Here is a 4,376-nt window from a genome sequence, read left to right as displayed (position 1 = left end):
GTGCGCTCCGGCCGCCTGCTCAAGGCCGAGGAGATGAACGCGCTGCTGCGGCAGATGGAGGCGACGCCCGGTTCGGGCACCTGCAACCACGGCCGCCCAACCTATATCGAACTCAAGCTGGCGGACATCGAACGGCTTTTCGGGCGGCGGTAGCTGCGGACGGATTGCGGGCCATCGCTTCACCGCTCGTAGGTGCCGGTGTTGACCAGCAATGCCGAGACCACCGTTCGCCCGTGGGCGAATGCCGCGCCGGCTCCACGCACCGCTGTTGCCAGAAGCGCGGCGGTCAGCAATAGCGCGCCGCCGCCAGCAGGAGCGGAGGCACGTCATCGAGACCGAGCTTGATCGCCGCCCAGGTCAGACCCCAGATCAGCGACATCACCGCGAAGAAGGCGAGATTGCGAACCACCAGATTCGCCGTTCAGCGCAATCCCTGGCGATCGACGAATATCCGGTGGATGTCGATCCGCTCCGGCAGTTCGATCAGGAACTCGGGATCGCGGTCCAGATGATGGACTTTGGTCGGTTCGCCTTTGGTAAAGGCGGTCATCGCCTGCATGTCGGCCCAATACGAGATGGTTGTGAACCACGTCTCGGCATCGCGGTCCGCGCGCAGCAATTGGACGCCAAGCGCTGTCTTCTCGAGGGGCGGAATACCCTCGGCACGCAGGTATGGCTCATAGGCGTCGGCGATGTCGCGGCGGGTGCGGCCGCGCCAGATGCGCGCGATGGTCGGTTTGGTCGGCATGAGGTTCTCCTTCAGTCAGGCGGACAGCAACTGAGCGTAGCGGACACCGGCTGTGATCAGCCGTGAACACGACCCAGGAAATCATGGACCAGCGGCAGCGCGTCGTCGAAATGTGTCTCGAGCAGCCAGTGACCCGCCCCCTCGATCAGATGCAGTTCCGCATCGGGCAGATCGCGATGATAGGCCCGTGCCGACGCCGCGGGCATATAGCCGTCCTCTGGCCCCCAAACGATCAGCGTGGGCGGATGGTGTTCACGCAAATAAGCCTGGTAGCGCGGAAACCAGGTGAGATTGGCTTCCAGCTTCTCCATCAGACCGACGGCGATCTGCCGACGAACCGGCGTGTTCATCAGTGGCCAGTGAAGGCTCCAGAGATCGGGCGCCACGCGCGTGGCGATGTCGTCAGCCACTTCTCCGATGAACTCGGCCCGGAACCCGTCCTCACTTACCGCGGCCTCGAGCGGACGGTGCTTGTCGGGCGTCTTGTCGGCCCACCAAGCCTTGATCGTGGCGTATTTGGGGCCAAGCACGTCCTCGTAGATGTCGCCGTTCTGGATGATCAGGGCACTGATCCGCTCGGGGTGCGAGATCGAATGCCGGAGTCCTATCTGCGAGCCGTAATCATGCAGCCACAAGGCGTAGCGCTCGAGACCGAATTCATCGGCAAGTTTGGAAAGCACGTCGCAATAGGCGTCGAAATCATAGCCAAAGGCGGCCGGATCTGGTGTGCCACTGTATCCGAAGCCCGGCCAGTCGAATGCAATCGTTCGCCAGCGGTCGGCGAGCGCCGGCATCAGTCGGCGGAATTGGAACGAAGAGCAGGGATAGCCGTGCGGCAACAGCAAGACAGGTGCTTCTGGCGGCCCTGCCTCGCGATAGAAAATGGATAGATCACCCAGTTGCATGCGTCGGTGCGTCGTTGCACCCGGCATTCGGACCTCCGTCGAATAAACACCGGCTAAACGCGTTTGACCGAGGCATCGTTCCCGAATGAGGGAAGCGGACGGCCGGCAATATTCATCTCTTCAAATTCACCACGATGACACCGCCCAGCGCCAGCGCGCCGCCGATTATGCCGAGCAGCGTCGGAACTTCGCCCAGCCAGAAGAAGCCGATCAGCGCGGACATCGGCGAGACCAGATAGAGGAAGTTGGAGGCACGTGCGGCGGGCAGACGCGACAGCGCGGTCGCCCAGGCGGCATAGGCGATCAGGCTGGGCACGATGCCAAGAAAGATGACGGCGCCGAGGCCTGCTGCGTCGGCAACCGCCGCCTGCGAAAAGGCCGACGGCAGGAAGGGTGCCAGGCATAGTGCGCCGAGCACCATGTTCGAAGCGGAGATGGTCAACGGATGATGGCGGGCAAACAGCGGCTTCTGGACGATGGTGTTGACGGCCGAGCACAAGGCCGAACCAAGCACCAGAAGAGCACCGGTGTTAAAAGACAGTCCATTCTCGTCGGCCATGGCGATGACGCCAATGCCGGCGAAGGAAATCACCGTACCGGCCCAGGCCATGCCCGAAAAGCGCTCGCCCAGCAGGACCATCGCCATGATGGCGGTGAAGATCGGGCTGACATTGATGATGAAGCCGGCGGCACCGGCAGAGACGGTCAGTTCGCCGAAATTGAGCATGACGGTGTAGAGCGCGACGAAGATGGCGCCGCCAAAGACCAGGCGCCACACTTCGTCGAGCCTTGGCAGCGCCGGGCGCTTGATGGCCAGGAAGATCGCCGCCGGCACCGCGGCGATGGCAAAGCGCAACGCGCCGAGTTCCAGCGGTCCGAAGGCAGCGAGACCGGCGCGGATCGCCGGAAAGGCGGAGGCCCAACCAACCACCGTCAGCGCGACAGCAATGGCTGCCGTGGTGTCCATCCGCTGTGTCGAATTCAACGTGCCCGTCATTGCATTCATCTCACTGCCCTCGCATTCTTCGGTCCTGAAAGGCAGAAAACGCCATTCCAGGCCAGTTGACAAACGACCAAATCGAGGATCACCTGTGACTATGGATCACAACTCGGACACAATGGTACCGCTCGAAACACTGCGCGCCTTCGATGCGGCGGCGCGGACAGGCAGCTTTTCGGCGGCCGCCGAAAAGCTCAACATCACCCATGGCGCCGTCAGCCGGCAGATCGCCAAGCTCGAGGACTGGCTGGGATTGAAAGTCTTCGACCGTGGGGCGCGCGGCGTCTCGCTGACGATCGAGGGCAACCGGCTGCATCTGCGCACGGCGGAAGCCTTTGCGCTGATATCGACCCATTCCGACCGCTGGGTCGAGCCGCGTGGCACGGCGGTGGTGCGGCTGACCTCGATCCCCTCGGTCAGCGGGCTGTGGCTGATGCCTCGCATGGCGGCTCTGGAGAACAATCCCTCGAAGCTGCGCATCGTGCTCGATGTCGATATCCGCCAGGCCGACCTTGCCGATGAGGGCATCGATCTCTCCATCCGCTGTGGACGCGGCGGCATTCCGGGCCGCGTCTCGGTGCAGCTTTTCGAGGAACATGTCTTCCCCGTCGCGTCACCCGAGCTTGCCCGCGAGATCGGCCGCGGCGACCCTGCCCGGCTGCTCAAATATCCGCTGATCAACGATTCCGACGCGTCTGCCTGGCGCGCCTGGTTTGCCGCGCAAGGCATGGATTATCGCCCGCGCCCGCAGGACCGTCGCTTCGAGGACTACAATCTGGTGCTCGACGCCGCCGCCTATGGGCTTGGCATCGCGCTGGCACGCCCACCCCTGACCGGACATCAATTGCAATCGGGCCGCATCACCCCCGTCGATGAGCGCACCGCGCTCAATCCGGTGTCCTACTGGCTCGACCGGCCGATCGGCCGGCCGCGCGCCGCAGCCGCCGACCTCGCCCGCCGCATCGCGGCGGAGGCCGGGCTGGCGCCGGAAAAGATCGAGGCGTTCATCGAAGCCGAGCGATAGGCCTTCCGCCGGGCATATATCGAGAACCAGCCGATTCGAAGCTCAGCGAAGCAACAACAGAACGAACCCAAGGATCACGGTTCCCAGCAAACCGGCCACTATCGAAACAAAGCCGACCTTCACCAGCAAGTGCTCAGGGTTCGGCGCCGCACCATGGGATTGATTGGCCGGCCTGTGCCTGCCCGCCAATGCACCCAAAGCGGCAGCGTTGCGCGGGACTGGAGCCTGCGGCGGGATAAGCGACAGCAATGACAGCCCCGCAACCCTGGCAGGAGCATTATCATTGGCCGTTGTCGGAGGCGGCAAGAAGGCTCGCGGCGTTTCGGCTTCGGGTTTTGCCTTTCTCGCCGCGATCGTTGCCAACGCCGCCTCTTCGCCCGTCTCAAGTTGGGCAAGATAGGCATCGACGATGCCAGCCGATGCGATCTGCTGCGATTTGACGGCCATTGGCGCGGCCGGCAAAGTCAACAGCGCTGGCGCTGTCTGTTGTGCGAGCAGAGACGGCGCCGGCGGTTGGACCAGCGCCTTGACCAGTGCCGTCATGACTGGATCGGCCTGCCCCGAGGGCACGGCCTGCGGCGTCATCACTTCCCTGAGCAAGGCGGGAAGACGAGTGGAGGAAATGTCCATTGCGGCCCACCAACACCATTTTTCCGCCTCACAATAAGCGTTCAGCATTGTCTCAGGCTTGTCGCATGC

At 63.5% G+C, this 4,376-nt stretch carries 6 protein-coding genes; 1 reads left to right on the top strand and 5 read right to left on the bottom strand.

Features of this window, described 5'->3' with window-relative positions:
* Window positions 1-286: 286 nt before the first annotated feature.
* The 4 genes from EN984_RS39385 to EN984_RS24060 form a co-directional block, all read right to left on the bottom strand.
* Window positions 287-409 (bottom strand): hypothetical protein, encoded by a 123-nt coding sequence (locus EN984_RS39385; RefSeq protein WP_256748382.1) that lies wholly within the window; start codon window positions 407-409, stop codon window positions 287-289.
* A gap of 12 nt (window positions 410-421) precedes the next feature.
* Window positions 422-748 (bottom strand): hypothetical protein, encoded by a 327-nt coding sequence (locus EN984_RS24070; RefSeq protein ID WP_127271242.1) that lies wholly within the window; start codon window positions 746-748, stop codon window positions 422-424.
* Window positions 749-804: 56 nt separating this feature from the next.
* Window positions 805-1,680 (bottom strand): alpha/beta hydrolase, encoded by an 876-nt coding sequence (locus EN984_RS24065; RefSeq protein WP_127271241.1) that lies wholly within the window; start codon window positions 1,678-1,680, stop codon window positions 805-807.
* Window positions 1,681-1,765: 85 nt separating this feature from the next.
* Entirely contained in the window at window positions 1,766-2,659 is an 894-nt protein-coding gene (locus EN984_RS24060; RefSeq protein WP_127273280.1) for a DMT family transporter, read from the bottom strand.
* Between the two features lie 91 nt (window positions 2,660-2,750).
* Between EN984_RS24060 and EN984_RS24055 the strand changes: the two genes are divergently transcribed.
* Window positions 2,751-3,677, top strand: a complete 927-nt coding sequence (locus tag EN984_RS24055; protein ID WP_127271514.1) for a LysR family transcriptional regulator — start codon at window positions 2,751-2,753, stop codon at window positions 3,675-3,677.
* Between the two features lie 42 nt (window positions 3,678-3,719).
* Here the strand turns inward: EN984_RS24055 and EN984_RS24050 are convergent.
* A partial coding sequence (locus tag EN984_RS24050; RefSeq protein ID WP_348630235.1) for a hypothetical protein occupies window positions 3,720-4,376 on the bottom strand: 657 nt, incomplete at its 5' end.

Origin of the sequence: Mesorhizobium sp. M7A.F.Ca.CA.004.12.1.1 (assembly GCF_003997835.1) — a bacterium.
Lineage (GTDB): Bacteria > Pseudomonadota > Alphaproteobacteria > Rhizobiales > Rhizobiaceae > Mesorhizobium.
The sequence above is the reverse complement of the archived record's forward strand: the minus strand, read 5'-3'. Positions and strand labels throughout refer to the sequence as shown.